Source organism: Haloimpatiens massiliensis (assembly GCF_900184255.1).
GTDB lineage: Bacteria > Bacillota > Clostridia > Clostridiales > Clostridiaceae > Haloimpatiens > Haloimpatiens massiliensis.
Map to the genome: position 1 here is coordinate 73,358 of NZ_LT854636.1, position 22,526 is coordinate 95,883.

Below are 22,526 nucleotides of genomic sequence, written 5' to 3' on the forward strand. Positions count from 1 at the left end.
AATTATTAATATTTTATAACTTTATTATAATTTATATCTGTTTGACCTTCAATAAAATGAAATACCTTTTTAATAAAAAAGTCATGTCATATGAAATATTAATCCTTTTCCCTTAAACCTAATTTCTCTCTACCTTATCGAAACTTGCTAAAAACCTATAATATTCACTTATTTCTCCAATATCCAATGTATCATATACTTCTTTTAAAGCCTCTATAAAAACTTTATATTGTTCCATATCATCTTTCGCAATTTTAAAATTAAGTAGTAAACATTCTACAGTTTCTATACCATATTTGAATATTAAGAACTCTGCTACAGTAATATTTAAAGTAACTTCTCCTTCTTTGCCGTCATTTACTCTAATTAATTTATCTGATATTTGTTCCATCCTTTTAATATCATCTTTTAAATTGAAGTTGTTAGTCTCAGGCAATTCTTTATTTAAAAACTTTGTAAAAATTTCTACTCCAAGTAGCACAGTATCAATAATATCTTTCCTAATAATAATGTCTACTTTTTCCTCAATAAATTTATTATAAACCTTGTTCCTTTTTACAAAACTAAACATAATCAATACCTCCAATAATCTGATATAATATATTTCAGATAATATAAGGCAAAGTCTATGATTAATTCAAGTATATTTAACATTAGGAATGGTTATTTTTGAAAGACTTCATTGTTTACTCCGAAAAACTATAAAACCCTACAACAAATGGGCTTCTACTGATAAAGAGTAAACCAATCACTAGTGTTATCTTCTTTCTATTTATTGAACACTTTATCCTGTATAATTACCCCCAAAACAAACAAAACAACTAATGGAAAAGTAATATATTTTGTTACTATTATTATAACTCCAGAAAATAAACTTGATGTAACTGTTACAATAATAATTAATATTAGAATTATTTTGTTTATATACTCCATTTTAACTTTACTAGTTGCTACTTTAAAATTCTTAATTGTATCCTTAATTGTTAAGCATAAAATCACAAGAGATAATATTATAAAAAATACTACACTTGCCAATTTTTTGTTACCTTTAAAAAGATAAATCCATATATTCACTGCATTATTCATTAACATATTCATAAAATCACTGACTTGCTTTTCATTAAAAAGCATATAAATTAAAGGTATTTCAAGTATTGAAACATATAAAATAGTCTTTATTATCTTTATCTTATTTCCGCCATTCCACTGGTTCTTAATAATACCAAAGCCTTGTAATATCTCATTTTTTTCATTCTCGATAGCATGTACATATTTTTTATAACTATAATCTGTCTTCAACGTTTCCATTATTGCATCTATTTTATCTCCATGTATTTCATATGCTAATTCATATAAATATCTTGTCTTATCAGCGATTGTGGTCATAACAAAAGCAAAACTCAGTATTAAAATTAATAGATTTAATACCTGATCTCTATTAAGATTACTACTAAGATAAATACTGTACTGGTAAATATTTAAAACTAAAAAACCTAAGAATATAATAAACCATATACAGAATTGACTTAAATATCTATCTAATTTATCGGATTGTGACTCACTATAAAGTAAAATACTAATAAAAAACGTTATAATGAATATTAATCCTGCTACACTTATATATTTGTTAGTATCTAAGGATATTGAAGAAAGTATTAATACAGATGCTGCAAATAGAATAACTGGCATAATCAATGTATAAATAATAGATTGTTTCAATTTCTTCATTGGTTTTATCATAAAGGTAAGAAAATACAATTTCAAAAACCATCTAGAAAGCCTAAAATCCTCATTTTTATAGTTGGAAATTATTATCCAAAATAAAATAATAAATATGAAAATAGGCATAATCATTAAGTTTAGAAGAGTTACATATTTCATCCCAAAAATCGCACCTAAAGCCATTATTACTATAATTCCTAATAATACTCCAAAAATAATTGAAAATACTATTGCATATAGTATCTGAATAACACCTCTTTTAATATTGGAGTTTTTTTCATTTTCAGAAAAAATACTTTCAAAAAATGCTGTCAACATAATAAACAAATCACCAAAAATATACATTTGAATTCCTCCTGCTTCAATTTATATTCCTCTAAGTTTAAATGGTATAGTTCCGAATTTAATTCAACGTTATTATAAATCCTTTCTAACAATTTTGATGGAATACTGTTTTTCATTTTAATTCTTCCACGTTTTATACTAATAACCCACGTTTTATAATTCAAACCATTTGTGCTTATAATCTTTACAAATATTACTCAAATTCCTTTTCTACTAATTCTGTGTGTTTTAAAATATTATGAAAATCATTCTTTTTGCCTAAGAGTTCATCTTCCCTTGATACTAATGGATCAAACCAATCTGCCTTATCTCTAATCCATTTTATCCATGATACTATTTCTGTTTTCTCATTACTATCAATGGATCCAGTAATATTTTTTTCTAAACGGTCTGCGAATTCTCGCATTTTCCGTGCTTTATCCCAATCAGCAATCATATCTTCTAATCCAGCAATTTTTACTAATTCTGCTTTTTTCATTTCTTCTAAACATCTTTCTCTTTTCTCTTCTTCCCATCTTCTATTGAATTCTCTGTCCGCTAGTTCTTCCAGAATATCTAATTTATTAGATATAGCAAACAAATCAAAAATTATCTTTGATAATTGTGTCTCAAGAGGATCTATCTCTAAATCCCTGTACTCAAAACTTTTATTTAATTCTTGACCATATGAACTCTTAACTGAAAAAATAAAAATAATCGTTCCTGTTTCTTCACTATTCTCTTTTTCATCCTTTTTCTTCTTTTTGCTCTTTTTATTCTCTTCTTTTACTTTAAACTCATAAAAGTGTCTACCTACTCTAATATCAGCCACATCTTTTCCCAAATAACCTTGTACTAATATAGAAGCATCTAATTCCTCAAGTGCCTTGAATAATGTATTTAGGAAGCAATATACTCTTTTTATATTATTAGCAGAAACATGAATTGGAAGAGATGATTTAAAGTTCTTATATAACACTTCTTCACTAGAGTATCTATTTATAAAAAATCTACTTTCTCTTAACTCCTTTTCTTTTTGCTTTCTAACCATCATTTCTTCCTGATGATCTAATATAAGTTGGTGTGGGTTTCTTAATTGGTTTTTAACTACAATATTATCACATTTCTTTTTTATAAGTATTTTTGTTTCATCCGTTAAAAGACTTAATTCTTCGTCTTTCAATATTAATAACCTTTCATCATTCAATTCATTAGCATTATACTTATATTTAATAATACTCTTGCGAACAGTTTGAACATATTTACCAAAAATCTTTGATAATGCTGGCTTTTTAATTTCTTTTCCAGACTTTATTTTTTGCCAGTATCCTTTAGGCGGAAGTGGTATATCTAATTTATTGCATCGTTTTCTTAATGTTGCTTCAGATATTTCATATCGCTTAGCAATGTTTACTAATGGTTCTTCCCAAACTTCATTATATAATTTTTCCCTTTGTTCTACAGTAAAAGTTTCGTACCTCATTATTACCCTTTCTAAAATACTAATACTCTCATAATAATCTTCTTTGTATTTAGTATTTCTATACATTTATTTGATTTCCTTCATAAGTAAAACAAAAGCAGACGAAGTAAATTCTTCACCTGCTCTCAACTAAAAATTTAATATACAAATGTTTTATTTTTCAGAATAACCTCTTTATAATATATTTCAATTTTCTATCTTAATATATTCTGATACCCTACTTTTAAGCAATTCGATCAACTCTTCATCCATAAAGGCATAATCATCAGATATATCGAGACATATTATCTTTTTATTATAGAGCATATCTCCAAACCTATCCCTAATCCTTCTTAAATGTTTCTTTTCCATTACAAAAATTATATCAGCCCATCCGATATGTCCACTTACTACCTTAATACGAGCATTTACTTCTGTTCCTCCTGACTGACCTTACATCATATCCATTTACTCCATTGAATATTTTTTCTGCTGTAAGACTGCTCCATTTATTTCTACTACATATAAACAATAATTTTATATAAATCACCTTCCAAACAATATAGGAAATCTTTGTCCTCTTATTCCTCGAACGTTGAATCAAAAGTATTATTCCTTCTCTACTTTATTATTAGATACTGGAATATTTAAATATTTAATTAATTTTTCAGTTGTTGCATTAATTGAATTTCTATTATTAGATATTTGTCCATTTTCATTCAAAACTCCCCCAATAAATAGAGAATTCAATGTACCTTCATCCGTTTGTCTTTTCCAATCTAATTCCGATAAGGCTAAAGCCACTTTTCTCATATCAAGATTTTGCTCCCTAGCAATATATCCAATCTTAGCAATAACATATAAACCAGCACCAGTTAAAGAAATATATTCATTCCTTAATTTAGGTATTTTATTCAACTCGCCTTTAATCTCCTTAAATGGCCCAACATATTCAAAAATTGTTTTTAAATATGCCGATGTTTGTCTTAATAATCTAGAATATCCTGTTTTATTAATTGCAAACTTATCTGCAAATGGTTTATCTGCATCTCCAACCCCTAATGCAATGTATGATATCATGTTTTTTAACATATTAAAAGAAATCGTAGCCTTAGAATTTGGGCCTATGTTATCTAACGGTGAAAATCCAATATAATGTAAATCTTGATGATATAACTGACTAACCATATATGTTTTTTTAGTTAAACCTACTAAATCTTTCGTTGCTAAAGATAATGGATCTCTCCCTTTTAATAAAGTATATATAGATCTATCTATTGGCGTTTGATTATTTAAATCAACAAAAATATCTCTAATTTTATCTTTATTTTTTTCAACATAAAAATCAACCCCTATATAAAACCCTGGATTATCTTCACCTAATATTTTATATAATTCATGAATAGCATAAGTTCTATGATTTCCATCGCCAGTTTCAAACAATATTTTTTCATCTTCATGAACTGTTGTATTAAAAGGAATAATAATTTCTCCAAATAAAACTCCATTAAATAGTTCAATTACATCAAATATCTTATATCTTAAAGACTTAACATCAAATTCTTGTCCAAAAACTTTTTTTATCTCATTTATTGAGGGATATATTGGTATAAACTCAAATTCTTCTTTTGCCATTACAGTTAATGAAGGCAAAATAAAATCTTCTTCATTTTCCTGTATATATTTCATAATATCTTTTGCTTTTTTAGGCATAAGATATCTGTTAGTGATACTCTCAATATCTGCTAATAATAATTCATGATTATCAGGTTTAGGTTTTGTGTGCGTTAAATGACGTTTTACATCTCCAAAACTCATTACAGCACGATATACACATCTTTTGCCTTGTCTGTAAATTTGAACAGGCAATCTATATCCATTGACATCCTTTTTAATAGTAGTTCTCTCTTCTTTTGTGAAATCATATTTTTTTGTTTTATTCATTTGTATCCTCCATTACAATTATTTGTAATTATATAATACAGTACATACAATCCCTTTGCAATACATTTTTATGTGTACACAAAAAATATGTGTACTAATGTTTTGTGTGCCTATTCAATTCTGATTAAGTGAAAGGAAAGTAAAATATTACTTTCCTTTGAATTATTATTCGTTCTAATTAGCAAAATGTAATATAACAGTTATTCTATATATACCTCAAATTCATTAACCCTTCTATAAAAAGTATTTCTTTTCATCTCACACATCTCCATTGCTTGTGCTGCTGTTATGCTACCTTCCTTCCACAATTTATATGCCTTTTCAAATTTTGCAGTGATATTTTGCTTAGGCCTACCAAACTTAACGCCTTTTGATAAGGCTACATCAATACCTTCTCTCTGCCGCTTCTTAATATTTTTTCTTTCTTCTTCCGCTAACCATGAAAGTATTTGTAAAACAAGATTTGTTACTAACTCACCAACTCCACCTAAATCACTATATTTCCTAGTATCTAACAAAGGCATATCCAAAACTACAACATTTATTTTATTATCCATTAGCCATTGCCATTCACTTAAAATCATGGCTTTATTTCTTCCAAACCTATCTAACGACTTTATGAATAGTGTATCTCCTGATCTAATGCTTCTTTTTAATGCTTGATATTCTGGTCTATCAAAATCTTTTCCTGATTGCCTATCTATATAAATATCTCTTTCATCAATATTTAAATCCTTTATTGCCTCTAACTGACGATCTATATTTTGTTCTTTACTTGAAACTCTTATATATGCATAAGATCTTTGACTCATATCCTACAGTTCCCCCTTAGTTTTATTTCAAAAAGTATATACTTATAATGAAATATTTCAAAAATAAATCTTAAACTTATTGAAACATAAAAATTTATATCATTTTTAGTGTTTCTAAAAGTACACTATTTGAAATATCACCTACATCAATTCGCCTACTAAAATAACCAGTTTAATCTAATCACATCCCTTCATCATTCCCTCCACTCAATTTAACTTATTTATAAACGCTAATTTCAAGTAAATATTATTAGATCCATTATTTCAGCAATATTTTAATTTCCTATTATCTAACTTCATTTCTCTCCCCTTATACTTAAACAGTTACTGATTAATAAATTAACCCATACTTAAAGTAATAAGTATAGGTCTTATATATAAAAAACATACCCAGGCTAATATAAAGTATTACATTTATATGGGTATGTGTTTTCTAGTATATTTTTTATTTGGCTATGTTAGATTAAATTGTTGCTATTAACCTAAATAGAATGAATTAATATGTCTATTGGGTTACTTTTCGATTATTTTCCTCTTATTTAAAAAGCAAAAATCACAGCATTTATTCCCTGTGCCCAAAGTTCCTGTACGAATGAATTTTATTTTTTTCATTGAACTATAAATTATATGATCTGTATCGCAGAAAATTTTGCAAAGTTCAGGACAATCATTTTCCTTACATGCATCATACCAGAGACATTTTGTTATGTTATATTTCACTGATGTATTGTCATTTTTCACCACTTCAGTTATCCAATTATCACTCTTATTAATTGTGGAAATCATTATTTTTCTAAATATATAAAAAAATCCAGGAATAAACTCAAATGCTGAATATTGCTTATTAATTTTCTGACCTACAATAGTAAACATATACTTTTCAACCAAACTATATGCTTTTTTCTGTTCACCTAATTCCATTTCTAATACCTTATACAATGCAATCCTTGGAAGAATTGTTTTTTCAAGTGTTCTCAACTGACTATTACTTTTTCCTACGGTTAATCCAAGTATTGTTTGTAATTTTCTCTGTTGCATATTATAAATCTTATTACCTAAACTATCACCAAATTCATTTAATAAAAATTGCTTCATAACACTTCTCCATTTCTCAATTTATAATACAGATAGGACACTTTATAAGAATAATCCCCATCCTATTTTTCTTATTCAAAAAATGTCTCTTGTAAAACTCTAAAATAGCAATCATCTGTTAAAATTTTCTTCTTTCTTGAACACTAGAAAATTTGATATGTTCACACTACAAACAAGTTACAAAAAAAATTCATTTGTTTTTTTCTCTCTTACCAAATTAAATACTTCAAAACTGAAAAGCATATCCCTGCAATAACAATAGAACTAATTGCCGATATTACACTCCCCTTTAAGAAACCGATAAAATGGAATTTATAATCTTTGTATGCTTTATTTCCTTCACTACCTGGAAGTACAATAAACTTCGGTTGCCAAGTACAGAAAATAAGCCAGTCCATCACGATTAAATCAAATATGTTCCAACACATAGCCACAATTAGTATATGACAAAATATTACCCAATAACTTACTGGAATTGTTGTATATGCATGTATCGCACTCCAAAATATAAAAACTATGATTAAAAACATTGCTATTGTCTCAAATACATATGCATATTTTTTATTTGTAAATGGAGGAAGATTAATAACCTCCTGTAATTCTTTTGGGTAATCATGAAGAAATAAATGGGGCCACTTTATTTCAGTGAATGTAACCGTACTCCCCCACATAATTGCCCAAATTAATCCATGCACTAATGCTATTTCTAAATTCATTAATATCCCCCCCTTTAATTATGAATAGAGACATTATGAGAATTGTTGCAATCAAATAATCCTCATGATCTATCTATTTACTTTGTCCCAAAATATCTACATGTTTTTTCCCTGTAAGATAAATACTCATTTCCAAAAACAACTGGAAGAGACTTTTCTTCCTCCAATATTTGAAGATGAAGCATTAGTATTGAAACACAAGCAAATATTATATTAAATACATTTGAAAATATAAGTGCTTCTCCAATATAAAACAGATCAAATCCAACAAATGCAGGATTTCTGCTGTATTTATATATCTCTACGGTAATAATTTTTGTTTTTTGGGTATTATCAATTCCTGCTCTCCAACTATCATGCATTGTGGCCATTGCTGTAATAAACACTACAATACCTAATGAGGAAATAATAATTCCAATATCTCTAACTAGACTATTTTGTATGAGTAATGATAGTTTATCAATAAATAAAATACTTACGAATTGAATGATTGCCATTAAAAATGTTATTATTTTTAATATAAGTTCAATAGTAAAAGTTCTTATAGTCTTACTACCACGAGCCATTCGATCAGTCTTAATGCCACTTTTGCTTTGTATTAACATCTTTACAAAATAACTTCCATAAAAAGCAAACAAAATCATTACCCCTATGTTAGTATATATGTTCACCTACTTCCCCTCCTTTTCTTACGAAAAACATAATCACAAACCTTTCCTCCACGGCAAATTGTCTGTGTATATTCAAATGCAATCCCAGGAAGGTCTCCACATAAAATATCATCAACATGACAGAATACAGGCCCTAACTCTTCTACATGATATAATGAAAAAATCTGTGCATATATACATTTGTTCGTAGTGAAAGCAAATTCATCTTTCTGACATTTTGGATATGTGATATCCCACCCTACCCCATTAGTTTTTGCTACCTTCAGTGGGAATGACCATTTTATCAACTTTATAAATTCAGGCAACCTTGCAACTTTCTGAAACCTTTTCTTTTGAGGTTCAATAAATTCATACATCGCATTTTCAAGAACATCTAAACTATCTTCCTTTGATTTTCCGTTTTGCTGAAGTATACAATAAAATGCTATGGGAAAAAAATATTACATAGATGTCCGTATTTTTTTTATCTGTATAAGAGGACTCCTTTATAAGATTATCTATTTTTCCCAACATCTCTTTTTTTATTTTTTCATCACAGCAATCAAATAATTTTATAAATCTACTTTTTTTCACCATAGATAAAGACTCATATTTTTTTGTCATAAAAATGTCCTCCCTTTCTAATACAAAGTTTTACATTGATTTATCATATTACTTGCCTATGCTATAAATATTGTGAAGTTTCTGCTATTATAGCAACCCCAACATCTGCATAAACCGCTTCTAATTTTGTTATAATTCAAATTGTTACCAATGCTAAAAAACATCATATATGATTATATGTTCATATATATTTTATTGTTATTTTTATCCAAAATCAATGTTTTTTTGATACTTAACTATGGAATATAATATTTTTTTATTTGTAGAAAAAGGCTGTGCAGCAATGATTGCAAAACCCTTCATTGGCTGCTCAGCCTTAACTAAACCTTATTCTTAAATGAAAACTTTATTTAATAGGATAATATACATCTATTTTAAACTTTCCATTATCATATGTAATGTTATACTGTTCTAATGGTTCACCAACGACCTCATAGTTATTTAACTGTATCCAATCTATTACCATAGCATGTATATCACCTTTTTCACTTATTGAACTAGAAGATGCTATAGCATACCTACCAGCAGGTATATAATTAAATTTAATCTTGCTTTCTTTTCTCCTCTCAACTGGTATAGATACTTCTATATCTGCATTATCAGGATCATATTCTAAATCATAATATTTTATAATATGTCCTCCTGTTATTCTTAATCCATTCTTATTTATTTCTTCGTATAATATTCCAATTGTTTCTCCTACATTTCTAATGTTAATTCTTACCCTTTTACTAATTACACATAATTCATCCTTCATAACAATCTTAATACTGCTTTGATCCCATGAATGCTGTTTGTTTTCAGTTTTATCTTCTTTTAAAAGTATGCCTAAATTATCTTTCATAGTTATCAACTTTTGAATTTCTTCTTCAATTGACATTAACCTTTTTTCAATTGTTTCTTTAAAATTATTACTATCTTTATTAAATATAATATCCTTTATTTCATCAAGTGTTAATCCAGACTCTTTTAATTTTATAATATATTTAGCACTATTAATTTGCTCTTTTTCATAATATCTATAGTTATTTTCTTTACTAACGAAACTCGGATTTAAAAGTCCAATTTCATCATAGTGTCTAAGTGTCCTAGTTGAAACTTTTAATATAAGGGAAAACTGACCAATAGAATACATAATAATTACCTCCACTCAATATGGTTCATCGCTGCTTTTATTACAGATGATATTTCAGGAATTGCCTCACCTTTTAGAAATTTTAATATTAAAGTACCTGTTTGAGTAATCATATCCTGAAATTGTTTTTCTCCATACTCAAATGTAGCATTTCCTGGCGAACCAATATATCCCTCAATTATGCCATTCTCTCTAAAGCATTTTTCACCAGACATAATAAATTTTTTCATATCTAAATAAACTGGTTCCAAATCTTTATAACAATCCTTAACTAATTGAGGATGTTTGTATAACATAAAGGATGTTTCTCTTATATCAGCATGAATTTCCCTTTGATTGTCCTCTTCCTTTTGGATACTATCTTTATGATTTTCATCTGAATAAATCATTCTACTTGCAACTTCTAAAAGTTTAATATTAAACTTATCTAAAAGATGCTCTCTTGCATTCTCAATGGCTTTAATATGTCCTAAATCTAAATGATGATTTATAATTACCATTTTATTTATTCCACTTCTAGAAATAGATGCTCCAAAATCAATTAGTAAATTTTCAATTGTTATGGTTCTATAAAACATAGTACCTGGAAAATTAATTATACTTTCATTATAACCTATTGGAAATGGTGGATGTAAAATATAATTAAATTTACTATTCCTTTTCTCTAAATACTTAACTACTTCTGATAAGCAGTCATTTGCAGCAATAAAATCAGTACCTAAAGGCAGATGTGGGCCGTGTTCCTCAATAGGACTTAACCCTACTATTACTACTGTCTTATCTTTATCTAACCTCTCAAATTCTTTCCAAGTCATTTCTTCCATCTTTTTAATAGACATAAAATCACCCTTCCTATTTTAATTAATATCAAGTGATTTTTAGTATAATGTTTTACGCTACGTTAAAGTCAACATTAAAAAGATAAAGTTAATGCTCTTTTTTCTTGTTATTTTCTTTAATTTTTCTACAATAATAATACCGATTGAGGCTAATTATACTTATTATTATTATTGATCCCTTCAATTACTCTACTTAATAAATTAGGATGAAACTTCTTAATTTGCTCTAAGATTATATCCCCTCGCATTTTTGACCAAACAACTGCTCTTTCAACTAAATCTTCATCATCATTTGGAATTTCATCTATTTTATCTGGATACTTAACTATAAGTAACATTCCCTGCACTTCAAGTTCTTCTAAATATTTTTTTGCATCATTTATTTTAATTTCTTCAATTGGCTCAACCGCAACTGTTGATACTACCTCTTCACTCCAATGTGTTTTTCCCTTTATAAATGTATCTCCTGGTAAAACATATATTGATCCAAATTTAAGATTATATCTTAAATCAAATGCTCCTTGAAATCTCTCACAAATATAAGGCTTTCCTGTATCTTTGTCTCTTCCAACACAACATGTGAAATCTCCACCAAAACCGCTTAAAAACACTGCGGACATAACTAAATCTTTTGTACCATAAACATATTCTACTCCATGTGTGCTTTTAACAGGATTTAGTATCTTTAGATTTTGAATTATTGAACTATGATATACTCTTTTCATTTTTGCTTCCCCTTTAAAAAACTTATTTCTCCAATATTATATTAATTTCTCTTACTAAAAAACATTTATGTATCTATTTTAAATCACTATCCATATTATAACATATTCCACAAATTACTTGTATTATTGTAGCATCATTAGACAAATAAATTTGCTGCAATTATTCTCATTAGTGAATAAACTTTTGAAAATAATCTCTTATCTCACTTCATTTCCCTGTCCGTGTATTTAAACAGTTACTGCTTAATGAATTTTCCTATACCTAAAGTAATATATTTACTAGATACTAAAAAGACATACTCATTCTAATATAATATACTAACATGGGTATGACTTTTACCTAAATTATATTTTATATTAAATTTTTAGTAATAATCATTATTCTTATACCACTACACTTTAAATACTATACCAAAACTTTTGGTTACTTATCATACTACTTCTACCTGCTAAGCATAAGCAAGTACATGCTTAGTTTTTTTGAAAAAATAAAAATATTTTTTCTTCTCATATACTCAAGTAATATTAGATTAAGGCATTACATAGAAGACACTAATATTTTGTATTAGTAATTTAACTACACCATACAGTTACCTAATATAACTACTTTACTGATACGAATATAAGTTTTTGTTTATTATTAAACATATCAATATGCCTCTACACTATAAATTATTATAGTATAGAAAATTGCTTCATAATAATAAAATATAGGCTTTTATTTTCCTTCTTGTACTGAAGTAATTATAAATTAAGGTTTACCTTATAAGGATACCTATATTTAATATTAATAAATCTCTCTACTAATATATAAGTACAAATATATTAATTACCGCTATTGCATATACCTTTTTACTAGTAGTTTTATTACTGTCATCATTATATTGATTGCCTGTTGTCAATTATATCAATATTGTACTAGGTATAGGAATATAATTACATCCTTAACTTAATAGTGAGTATCAAGTATTCATAATACAATAACTTTTATCCTAGTACATATATATAAGTATCTTCATTTAGTTTATGCTACAGCCATTAAAGAGTAGTGCAATAAGAGAATATTAGTGTATTATCATACTTCTTAGTCGTATTATTTCTTATGCTTATATTCACTAACTACCTTGAATAATTCCTCTTTACTGGCCTGTGGTAATATTTCTAATAGATGCGAAAACCCACAAGTATATAGCAGCCCTATTAAAACTCTATCTCTTTCATCGGGATTTCCAAATGGCGAACCTTCATAATATTCCCATTTATGCTCACAACTAGTATGAGTGTCCCATTCTTGTAAATCCATTTCTTCTCCCTTTGCTTTAGGCTCAAGATAACTTATCGGTAAATTACACCTTTTCATAGCCTCAAAACAAAAAATATTTTTATCAAGTATTTCCCTAATAGTAGCACCCTGTTCTTTTAATTTTTCAATCTTCTCCATCTGTTCTTTCAAATATCCCTCATAATCCCAGCCACTCATAAATAACACCCTTTCATTTTGATTATCTCTATATATACTAAAATATGATTTAATTATATATGATTTATATTATACCGCCAATCTCCAAAAGCACCTTAAAACATAGCCATATAAACAAAATCAGCATTGATATTAACTACCAATACTGCTCTTTATTACTCTTAACTTACTATTATAGATTGACCTTTAGCCTCTATATTTGCTGCTGCCATAAATTGAATTACCTTCTCTTTATTTAATACCAATTTTGAAAAAGTTTTTTGGTTAGAAAATCCTATCTGCTCCCTAATCCACTTCTTTTGATATACTCCCTTATCTAGCGTAGATACAAATTCTATGAAATTATTGTAATAAGAGTTCTCTTCACGTTCTTTATCATAGGCTACCTTCTTTTCACTTATTTCATATTCTATATTAAGTGAATACTCTTCTACCTTAATTCCATTAAACTGCTCAATTAACTTCTCCAATATCTCTTGGTCATTATTAATTATATATACATCTGCTACTCTATCATTATTTCTATTAATTCTTTTAATAGCCTGGTACAATTCTGCTGCAATAACGGTCTGCCTTATTTGCTCAAATTCTTTATGGCGAAATCTATAAACTCCACCTATTTTACCTGCATCCCACTTATCTCCATTATTGAAATTAAGTCTTGAATAGAACATATACTTCAAAACGTAAATAGGAAATGGAATTTGAGGATTTAACGCTATGTAGCATTTATTAAAATCTCTCCAATCATTCTTCCCTACAATATTCTGGAACCAACCATACTCTTATTCCTTGTCTACTTTTTTCTGTATCTATGTCATTGTAAAATAAAGTTTGACGACTGTAAGCCACTCCCAATACCCTCTGTGCCCTTGTTCTATCTACCTTTTTTATTACACCTTTTACCTTTTGCAATAATATTTGACAAAGAATTCGTCCCAAAACCATCTATTTTGTTTTCAATTCATTTTTCTATTTTCTCTTTCCGTATAAAAAAGTTTGACTAAATCTGCTGAGGTAAGGGCCTCTATTCATAATGGAGTTCTATTTAGTTTTCTATTTAAAAATATATTGTATTTTCTATTTATCTTCTTAAGCCTTATTCTATAAGGGGTTCAAGATGTTTTCTAATTATAATTCTGTTAAGAAGATGGATTAGACGGGTAAGGTTTTCGCACATAAAAATGGGAGAGGTTGTGGATAGTGATCCAAACCTGCTCCCTTTTTTCCCCCTTTTATATAACAGCCCTCTTTTTTTATCTCTTTACACTGTCGCTATTTTATTCAATCTTTTTTATAAAGTAGTCAAACTTTTTCAGATTGGACATAGTAGAAATCAAGATCACTAAATGAAGGACTTTATTATAATAAGGTGTATCCTAAATTTATTTGCAAATAATTAATTCTTAAACTCTACTTCTTGCTTGTACTCTTTGTTCTAATCTATTTTTAACAGTGTTATACATTTCTAAACTTTCATCTTCACTCTCTAAAGCAACTACTACGGCATACTTTTGTGGTGTTTCATCCCACTCTTTCTTAGCATTAACAACTAAAAATAGGTCTTGTCCATTGAAATTACTATCTTTTGTAAATTCGAATACTGATTTTTGTAGCGTACCTTTACTTCTTATCGTTGTTCCAGGTTCTAAATTACATTCATACCTCGGCTGTATATTAATAGTTTCTGACTTACCTTTTTGAGACTCGTAAATCTCTATTACCGCTTCTCTTGATAATCCTTTAATTAACTTGTAATTCATTGAAACTCCCATGTAATCTAGCCTAGTATTCTTAACTTTAGGATTAAATGCCAGTGATACAACAACTCGCTTCTTTCCATTTGCCTTTCTAAATTCTTCTGGAAGAGGTATAGAAAATACATGCATAGTATCTATTTTTAATAGATCTTCTTCCTTATTTATATCTGCCATTAAAACAACCCTGTTCTCTAATGAGTCTGTACAATTCTCTAAACTTGGAAATCCATAACCTGCTGTATAATGTAACACTTTCGCATAATTATTATTCCCTCTATATTTAAATTCATCATTATAACAATGGCCACTTCCAATAACTTGTTCCACTGCACTTATTATTTGTGCAGGAAACCTTGATGAACTTGCTAATATTGCCCTCACTAAATTATTTGATGATTTAGGATATTTATTTAATATTTTACCTATTATATATGAAACATATGGTGCCGCAAAACTTGTTCCAACGTCCCAAGCATATAATCCACTATTATCGTTATTAAATAATAATTTAGATAATCCAATATTATTTATAGGTCTCTTTCTTCCTGAAAAATCAATCTCTATTCCTCGATCTCCTCCGTATGCTATGAAATCAGGTTTAATCGAGTTTCCTACTCCTGGGCCTACTCTAGTTATACTTGAAATCTGCCCTTGTTTACTTATTGGCACCTTATTTAATCTTTCTAACGAATTGTAAACATCTTCAGCAGTTGCAATTGCTCCTACTGTAATAGATGATACTGAATTTGCTGGTTCAATTATCTTACATGCATTAGAATTATAAAAGTATCTTGGATATTCATCTAATATACTTTCAAAATTATTTTTTTCTTCATAACAATAATTACCTGATGATACAACAAAATTTATATCATATTCATTTTGTAATTCATCTAATACACATGCCCACGCTTTAGGTTTGCCTCCATTGTATGCACTCTCGCCATCACCTTGAGATAAGTTGTAAATTCTACAATCATAATTATCATAGAAATACTCTACTATCTGACGCATCTGAGTTGGTATTAATTTTTCATACATACTAGCATACTTAGAATAAACCATTTTTAGATATGGTCGTTTACCTTCTTCAAAAGATTGGAGTAACGTATCAAAATCAATTGCTCCATCTTGATATTCCATAAATGCATCTATATTTTCAAAAGTAAAATTACCAATTTGTTTTTCCACTTCATTTTTCCATAAATTATCTACATCTTCGTATTGACCATTATGTATTTTTGCATTGTGTATATAAATCTGTGGTATAAACTTTTGATTGTATTTAAAGTCACCATATGCACATATTGAAGCAACCTTTGTTCCATGTCCTGATATATCATCTGAATTATCTTCTAATTCATCATTCAAATAAAAAGTCTTTGAGTCTCCAATTACCCCATTAAATAATGGATGTTGTTGAAAAACTCCACTATCAATTACACAAATTGATGTTGATTTATCTGGATTTAAGTAATTATTATCATATTCAATTTCATCAATGCTAATATTTTTAATATTACTAATATCACGATTTATTACACTTATTCTAGTTATATCTTCAACCTTATAAACTAAAGGATGCTCAAGTATTTTTTCTAATATATCTCCCCTTAATTGTACTCTAGCAACAACTACAGATTGTCCCACATAACTATCACACACTCTACCTGCATTATTTGATATATATCGTGAAAACTCAGTCATTTTTTGTTTAGATATATCTATAGTTTCAAATACCCATAGGTAAATATCTATGTAAGATCCGTCTTTTATTTTCTCTAAATCTAATGCTATCCTATCTTCCCTAGACCATTCACTAACGCTTTTGATTTTACAAAACAAATCCTCATTTTTAATCTTAGTTACCGCTATTTGTCCAGTTTTATATTTCTCTAATTCTTCTTTAAATATTGCTAAATCTATATCTTCTGAAAAAACAACTTGTATTTGGTTACTTTCTTTGTCTATTATCTTCAAACCAAATAACTCTAACTTTTCTTCTTCACCATCTTGAAAAGAAACACCATCTTCTAATTCAATCTTTAAAACCAAGTAAGGATTAAATCCAAGTTTCTTACTTTTTTCACTTATAGCATTAATATTATTATCTATAGATTTCTCGATATAACTTCCATGTGTTGTATAATTTTTTGAGGGTATATCCACCCCAAATCCCTTTCTCTTCCTTCGTTCTCTATCCTCAATCTTTACTCTATCAAAGTTTAAGTGATCCACTCTTCCCCAACCCCTATTCTGTTGTTCCTTTTATCAACATTCTCCTTGTAACCTCATTTTGTACCATCTTTTCAAACAATTCATCATCTATTGCTAACGATCTACTTAAAACACTTTGTTTTATTGCTTCTAAACATATTCTTTCTATATCAGCATATGAAAAACCTTCCAAACTATCCAGATGTTTATCCACTCTTAAATTCTTATGAGAATAATTTTTCAAATTTAATTTTACAACCTTTTCTATTTCATCTTTTTTAGGTGTATCAAAATAAACTATTTCATCAAACCTTCTCCATAATGCTTTGTCAATCATTGTTTCATAGTTTGTAGCGGCTATAACAATTGTGTCTCTTGGATAACTATCCATTAGTTGTAAAAAACTATTTACAACTCTTCTTAATTCACCATGTTCACTAGAGTCGTTTCTACTCTTACCTATTGCATCAAATTCATCAAAGAATAGTACCCATTCACCTTCCTTTGAAAAATCAAAAACCTTTCTTAGATTTGTTGATGTTTCTCCAAGAAATGAAGAAATCACACTATCAAATCTAGTATATAGTAATGGTATTTGAAGTTCATTTGCAATTGCTTCTGCTGTTATTGTTTTTCCGCATCCAGGCGGCCCACAAAACAGTATTTTTGTTTTTGGAAACAACTTATATCCTGCTAACAATTCTTTATTTTCAAATTCTATAATAATATTATTTATTTTTTCCTTATTTTGTTGGGTGAGAATGATATCATCTAATAAAATTTTGGAGAACTTCATTTCTACAAGTTGAAATCCAGACTCCTTATCTACTGGTAATTGTCTGCTACTTACATTTCGACTTTTACTCAAATTTACTGTGAAATTATCATCAAAAAGAATTCTATGCAGTTTATTAGCAAGTAGATTATGATTTTTCTTTTTCTCTTCCTCAATAATTTCATAAGCAACTTTAGTAAACTCAACTTGGTTATTTTCTTTAAATGACTTAAATAACCTAATTAAATTCTCTCCTGATGCCATTACATTTCACCCCCTATCTATCTTTTATACTAAACCTTCTAATTATATATTATGTACAATAACATTTCAATATATTTATATTTTACCAATAAAATGTTTAACTATCAAACTATTCTTTATACCTTACTTTTAAAACTCTCTAAGCACCATACTTCTTTACAATCAAATCTATCATATATTAACTTTCGACTGTTACCACCCCAAAAACCTGACTCATCATACTCCTTATACCATTTAACACATTCCCTCTCACTCATTAATTCCTGTACAACCCATTCTACCTTTTTAATTTGATAACTCTTATTAGTATCTACTGCATTTTCTATGAATTTCTTAGTCTTAGGAAATTTATCAATGTTACTATATAAAATTTGAGCCACTCCAATTTTCTTTCCTAATTAAAGTCTTAATTATCTTCTTAAGTTTGCCTGTAGCATTTTTAACTTCCCTTCACAATAAAATCGTGTCAAAAGTGGCTATATTTTTGCCATCATTCTTCCAATTAGGAGGACAATTTATCATATTAATGTGGTGTTAAAATAGGATTAATTTAAAAGAAAAAAGGAATACAGTTTCAATTTCTATTCTCCTTACGCCTTTTCTTTTTTGTAAAATCCTATGTCTATTCTGGATTTCTATTTTTCTTCTATTCTATTTTTCTATTCTCTTCTAAAGCGTAATTTTATGGAAATTGAGGCGGGGGCCGATTGGTTTTCTATTTAAAAATCGGATTAGAATTCTATTTATTTATGACCTGACTCTCAGGCGTACAGGAATGAAAATAAAAAGGTTGAGTAGCAGTGAAGGAATAAACCTTCACTGGCTGCTCAGCCTTTAACATAACTTTATTATCAGTAACACGACTTTATTATTCATAACATAACTTTATTGTTATTTGACATAATTAGAGTTATTGGCTTAATATAACTTTCCACTCTTAATACATTCATCTCTAAAACCACTCCAATTCTTTTGTAATAACTCTTTTTTCTTTACAATTTCTTTATCCCACTCGGTAAAGTTTTTCATATCCTCTACAGGCAAAAAATATTTTATAATTCCAACATATAGAACACTTGTTAACTGATAGACACATTCCAAGATTTCATATGCAAAAAAAGGAATTTTGGGATTTTTTATAAATATTTCTTTATTTTGATTAACATAAATTCCTTCCATTGCATTGCCTCCATGTATTATATTTGAAGCATAACTGTATACTGAATACACTGGTTCAAGTTTTACATACCTACACAAACTACTAAAACCTTTGCCTCCACCATGTACTGAATACCACTTAATTTGTATTTTTGCACCTTTTTTATTTATTCTACTATTTAATTTTTTCTCTTTCTTTTCCCATTCACAGTTTACTTCTTTATATATATTATACTTATCAAAAATTATCAAAAGATTATCTTTTGCACCTTTATATTTTTCTTCACCCGTTTTACTATAAAGCATTTCATAGTTTTTAATTTTATTATTAATATTGCTAATATCATATGCAATTGCTCTCTTTGTTGTCATTGAGTTATCTTTCAATATATAGACTATATACATTGTTAATTCTAATAAACTTCTTATTAAGTTCATAGACATATCTATACTTTGTCCTTTAAAAAGAGACAAAATCCCATCTAATACTTGTAAACATTCACCTAATAATAAAATTATTACACTATCATGAAAATTTTCTACTGCCTTACCATCTGACTTTTTATTTTTTTGTTCTTCATTTACTAACTCAATTATATATTGTCCATAATCCAATATTTCCTCAAGAAAACTAATGTTATCATCAATAAATTTATCCCACATACTTCCTTGTATTTTCTCTATGTATCCCATTTCTTAACACACTTCCATCTTATATATTTAATATTGTTATCTTTAAGATTTAAGAAATCTCTTCAAGCAAACATATGCTATCATCTAAATAACTTATTGTTTTTCTAAACTGCTCTTCTAATTCTTTTTGTAAATCTAATATATCTATTATTAATTCATCTTTTACTTCTGGTATCGCTGCTCCATAATCCGATATAGAATATTCTCCATAAGTTCTTAGTATCTTTCCTTCTTCAATAAATTCTTCATTTATTAATTTTATATCTAATTCATCTGTATGTCCCTCTTCAATACAAATATCACCATCAACGCATATTTTCAAACTATTATTCCAACATCCATATAATTCAGCAATAGTGCCAAATGAAAAGCAATCACTACAGTAACTATTATTAAATTTATAATTTAAATCATCTATTAAACTATTAATTCTATCATTAAACCAATCTTCATCTAATTTTATTTCCGATATTTCTATACCTAATATTTTATTTATGATACAATTTCTCAACTCTTGGTCTAGTGAATTATACTCAATACTTTCTAAATATCCAATTAAATGTTCAGTTTTACTTTTAAAACTACTAACATATTCATCAATCTCATTCAATAACTCCATAATGCTATCATTATCATTTATTTCTTCAAAAACTTCATCTTCATCATAAGGCAAAGACTCTAATCCCGCCTCTTCTCTGTAAATTTCATCATAATTCTGCATCTCTATATGTCTCTTATTGCTTGATAAATCAATTACTTCTTTGTTGGTTATATCAAAATTCTTTTTTATATAAATTTTTAACTCGTCAAATTTCTCATTTAGACCACTATATATTCCAACAAAATCTTTGTATAAACTTTTACATATAGGCTTATTATGAGCAACCATATTTCTCATTTTAGAAAATTGTAACCACAGCGTTCTAAAATCTTCACCCAAAATCTCCTTAATGTATAAATTCCAAACACTATATTTTTGCAATATTCCAGACATTTGCATCTTAAAAGTCTCACTTACTTTATCTACACCTTTTTGTACTAAATCATTAGAAATCGAAGCATTTATAAAATATTCTTTAATTTCATTTTCAACTTGCTCTACTTCGTATACAGACTCAAGAAATTTAATTAAATCATCAACTTGTAGATTAAATAAATCAATATATACATCTCTAAATTCTTCATAACGCTCTTTATACCATTGAGAATATTCCTGTATTTTTCTTTTCAATGTTTTACCTACTAACTTTGTATTCCATTCATATCCATATTTTTTCACCATAAACTCAATTATTAATTGTCTGAATTGATTTTCTAATATATAAACTTTTCCATATAAATCTTTACAAATTTCATTGTTATGATTATCTTGCTGCCAATAAATATCTACAAAAACTTCCTTTAATATATTCTTCACTTCTATTTTAAGATCATAAATAACATCATCAATTCCAATATACTCATAATTCTCTTCTACTGCAATATTTACATTTAGCATTAAATTATCATTTATAGTGTATCTTCTTAACTCAATCAAGAAAATTTTTTCTTGATATTTTATTTCTCCTAAAGCCATAACTGCATAATCCATAAAATTTTCCAAATCATCTTCTATATTAATATCAAAGTATACTTCCTTAGTTGATAATTTTTCTTCAAATAGCGTCACTACATTTCCTATAAATTCATTATTTTTTTTAAATGTATTTTTCATACTAGAACAAACAATTTCTATACTTGTTTCATAATTCATAAAATTCTCCTTTATTAACCTTATATTTACTCATTACTCTATATACAATTTAATTCTACGTTCAATCATCCTTAGTATTTACTAAGTTATGAATATATCATTTACTTTCCACATATAGGATTTAGTTCTTTTCTCAGATTTCTTTCTATTTTCGATATCACCCAATAATACTCCCCTTTTTTAAATTCTTTTATTTTCATTCTAAATTCACAATTTTTTAATAACCTGTTTTTTATTTTACACAAATTAAGTTTTGATGTACTTATAGCCCCCTTAACCCCTAAATGTTCCATTACTCGCTTTTCTAATTCATTAGACTTTCCTAAATAGAAAAAAGACCACTCTCCATTAATTAATGATTTATTTCTTGCTTCATTA

At 27.6% G+C, this 22,526-nt stretch carries 23 protein-coding genes; all 23 read right to left on the reverse strand.

What is annotated here, in order from left to right; translation table 11 throughout:
- Positions 1–118: 118 nt before the first annotated feature.
- Positions 119–571 carry a hypothetical protein gene (locus C1715_RS01465; protein WP_102398911.1) on the reverse strand — a complete coding sequence of 151 codons (453 nt, stop codon included), beginning with the start codon at positions 569–571 and terminating at the stop codon, positions 119–121.
- Between the two features lie 197 nt (positions 572–768).
- Positions 769–2,067, reverse strand: coding sequence for a hypothetical protein (locus tag C1715_RS01470; protein ID WP_102398912.1), 1,299 nt, complete (start codon positions 2,065–2,067; stop codon positions 769–771).
- A gap of 193 nt (positions 2,068–2,260) precedes the next feature.
- Positions 2,261–3,595, reverse strand: a complete 1,335-nt coding sequence (locus tag C1715_RS01475) for a hypothetical protein (RefSeq protein WP_102398913.1) — start codon at positions 3,593–3,595, stop codon at positions 2,261–2,263.
- Positions 3,596–3,715: 120 nt separating this feature from the next.
- Complete coding sequence (locus C1715_RS19670; protein WP_242971865.1) at positions 3,716–3,880, reverse strand: hypothetical protein; 165 nt, start codon at positions 3,878–3,880, stop codon at positions 3,716–3,718.
- Between the two features lie 237 nt (positions 3,881–4,117).
- Entirely contained in the window at positions 4,118–5,452 is a 1,335-nt protein-coding gene (locus C1715_RS01485; RefSeq protein ID WP_102398914.1) for a DNA sulfur modification protein DndB, read from the reverse strand.
- A 200-nt stretch (positions 5,453–5,652) separates the two neighbouring features.
- A complete protein-coding gene (locus C1715_RS01490) occupies positions 5,653–6,264 on the reverse strand; it encodes a recombinase family protein (RefSeq protein ID WP_102398915.1) in 612 nt (203 codons plus the stop codon).
- Between the two features lie 513 nt (positions 6,265–6,777).
- A complete protein-coding gene (locus C1715_RS01495) occupies positions 6,778–7,359 on the reverse strand; it encodes an L-2-amino-thiazoline-4-carboxylic acid hydrolase (protein ID WP_102398916.1) in 582 nt (193 codons plus the stop codon).
- 209 nt (positions 7,360–7,568) lie between these two features.
- A complete protein-coding gene (locus tag C1715_RS01500; protein WP_102398917.1) occupies positions 7,569–8,075 on the reverse strand; it encodes a hypothetical protein in 507 nt (168 codons plus the stop codon).
- 77 nt (positions 8,076–8,152) lie between these two features.
- Entirely contained in the window at positions 8,153–8,746 is a 594-nt protein-coding gene (locus C1715_RS01505; RefSeq protein ID WP_102398918.1) for a methyltransferase family protein, read from the reverse strand.
- Positions 8,743–9,174: an L-2-amino-thiazoline-4-carboxylic acid hydrolase gene (locus tag C1715_RS01510; RefSeq protein WP_102398919.1), complete on the reverse strand. Its 432-nt coding sequence runs from the start codon at positions 9,172–9,174 to the stop codon at positions 8,743–8,745. The genes C1715_RS01505 and C1715_RS01510 overlap by 4 nt, the downstream gene beginning before the upstream one ends.
- Positions 9,125–9,349 carry a hypothetical protein gene (locus C1715_RS01515; RefSeq protein ID WP_102398920.1) on the reverse strand — a complete coding sequence of 75 codons (225 nt, stop codon included), beginning with the start codon at positions 9,347–9,349 and terminating at the stop codon, positions 9,125–9,127. The genes C1715_RS01510 and C1715_RS01515 overlap by 50 nt, the downstream gene beginning before the upstream one ends.
- A 346-nt stretch (positions 9,350–9,695) precedes the next feature.
- Entirely contained in the window at positions 9,696–10,484 is a 789-nt protein-coding gene (locus C1715_RS01520) for a MerR family transcriptional regulator (RefSeq protein ID WP_102398921.1), read from the reverse strand.
- 5 nt (positions 10,485–10,489) lie between these two features.
- Positions 10,490–11,323: a creatininase family protein gene (locus C1715_RS01525; RefSeq protein WP_102398922.1), complete on the reverse strand. Its 834-nt coding sequence runs from the start codon at positions 11,321–11,323 to the stop codon at positions 10,490–10,492.
- Between the two features lie 149 nt (positions 11,324–11,472).
- Positions 11,473–12,048, reverse strand: a complete 576-nt coding sequence (locus C1715_RS01530; protein WP_102398923.1) for a hypothetical protein — start codon at positions 12,046–12,048, stop codon at positions 11,473–11,475.
- A gap of 1,093 nt (positions 12,049–13,141) precedes the next feature.
- Positions 13,142–13,528, reverse strand: coding sequence for a hypothetical protein (locus tag C1715_RS01535; RefSeq protein WP_102398924.1), 387 nt, complete (start codon positions 13,526–13,528; stop codon positions 13,142–13,144).
- 161 nt (positions 13,529–13,689) lie between these two features.
- Positions 13,690–14,211 carry a hypothetical protein gene (locus tag C1715_RS01540; RefSeq protein ID WP_146005353.1) on the reverse strand — a complete coding sequence of 174 codons (522 nt, stop codon included), beginning with the start codon at positions 14,209–14,211 and terminating at the stop codon, positions 13,690–13,692.
- 64 nt (positions 14,212–14,275) lie between these two features.
- Positions 14,276–14,443 carry a hypothetical protein gene (locus C1715_RS19225; RefSeq protein WP_180963959.1) on the reverse strand — a complete coding sequence of 56 codons (168 nt, stop codon included), beginning with the start codon at positions 14,441–14,443 and terminating at the stop codon, positions 14,276–14,278.
- Positions 14,444–14,934: 491 nt separating this feature from the next.
- Positions 14,935–17,526, reverse strand: a complete 2,592-nt coding sequence (locus tag C1715_RS01550; protein ID WP_102398927.1) for a S8 family peptidase — start codon at positions 17,524–17,526, stop codon at positions 14,935–14,937.
- Between the two features lie 13 nt (positions 17,527–17,539).
- Positions 17,540–18,544 (reverse strand): AAA family ATPase, encoded by a 1,005-nt coding sequence (locus C1715_RS01555; protein WP_102398928.1) that lies wholly within the window; start codon positions 18,542–18,544, stop codon positions 17,540–17,542.
- A 116-nt stretch (positions 18,545–18,660) separates the two neighbouring features.
- Positions 18,661–18,924, reverse strand: coding sequence for a hypothetical protein (locus tag C1715_RS01560; RefSeq protein WP_102398929.1), 264 nt, complete (start codon positions 18,922–18,924; stop codon positions 18,661–18,663).
- A gap of 538 nt (positions 18,925–19,462) precedes the next feature.
- On the reverse strand, positions 19,463–20,395 hold the full coding sequence (locus C1715_RS01565; RefSeq protein WP_102398930.1) for a DUF5677 domain-containing protein: 933 nt from the start codon (positions 20,393–20,395) through the stop codon (positions 19,463–19,465).
- Between the two features lie 49 nt (positions 20,396–20,444).
- Positions 20,445–22,148, reverse strand: coding sequence for a hypothetical protein (locus C1715_RS01570; protein ID WP_102398931.1), 1,704 nt, complete (start codon positions 22,146–22,148; stop codon positions 20,445–20,447).
- A gap of 101 nt (positions 22,149–22,249) precedes the next feature.
- Positions 22,250–22,441 (reverse strand): hypothetical protein, encoded by a 192-nt coding sequence (locus C1715_RS19605; RefSeq protein ID WP_102398932.1) that lies wholly within the window; start codon positions 22,439–22,441, stop codon positions 22,250–22,252.
- Positions 22,442–22,526 lie beyond the last annotated feature (85 nt).